This window comes from Prolinoborus fasciculus (genome assembly GCF_056724605.1).
The window spans coordinates 1-697 of record NZ_JBWZQN010000165.1 but is presented as its reverse complement, the minus strand read 5'-3'; the positions used below and the strand labels follow the sequence as shown (position 1 = coordinate 697).

The following is a 697-nucleotide window of genomic DNA, read 5'->3' as shown; positions in this document are numbered from 1 at the left end:
TTATTTGAACAATCTAAAATATTTGTATTACCTGAAAAAAGGCAAAGGCAATGTCCGCGAGTAGTGAAAATTAAAGCACAAAAATATCCAAGAAAATGCCAGTCAATTTCTTAACTGACTGGCATTAATCAGATGATGGGCTTTTTTTTAAGGATTATTCCAACAACCTGAACTTTGGCTGTCAAAAAATTCTATTTCGATATTTGGAGCTACTTTTTCATTTTTTATAAGCCGATAAATTCGATGGCACTCTTCCTGATTATTTTGAAATATAGAAATAGCCACCTTACCTGATTGTTTGTTCTTAAATATCTGCTTTACCAAATGTGATTCCTGCTTGCCTAAGCTCCAGCCATAAATGACTAAATTAGCTTTTTGAGTTATTAAATCTGGTAGAACTTCATAGAAAATAGTACTCAAATAGGAACTACTTTTTATAGATTCAAGCTTTTTAGTTCCCGTACCCTCGGCAACAAATAAAGGAATTTTATTATCTTCCCATTGTGAAGTAATAACTTCTAACAAACCCTCAAAATCCCCTCTTTGAACTTTAGTTTCGGTATTTTTTGCATCTGAACCGTACCGGGTTTGTCGGAGAGTCAATATTCTGAGAGACTATCCCGATGACAAAATTAAAATATACCCCTGAAATCAGAGAAAGAGCGGTTCAATTATTGATTGAATCTGAAAAAGATTA

Annotated in this window: 1 protein-coding gene; it reads right to left on the bottom strand. The window is 33.1% G+C overall.

Translation table 11 applies throughout. The features are described 5' to 3' along the window. Nucleotides 1–147: 147 nt before the first annotated feature. Nucleotides 148–603, bottom strand: coding sequence for a DUF4917 family protein (locus AC1P5O_RS16750; RefSeq protein WP_348942377.1), 456 nt, complete (start codon nt 601–603; stop codon nt 148–150). Between the last annotated feature and the right edge of the window lie 94 nt (nt 604–697).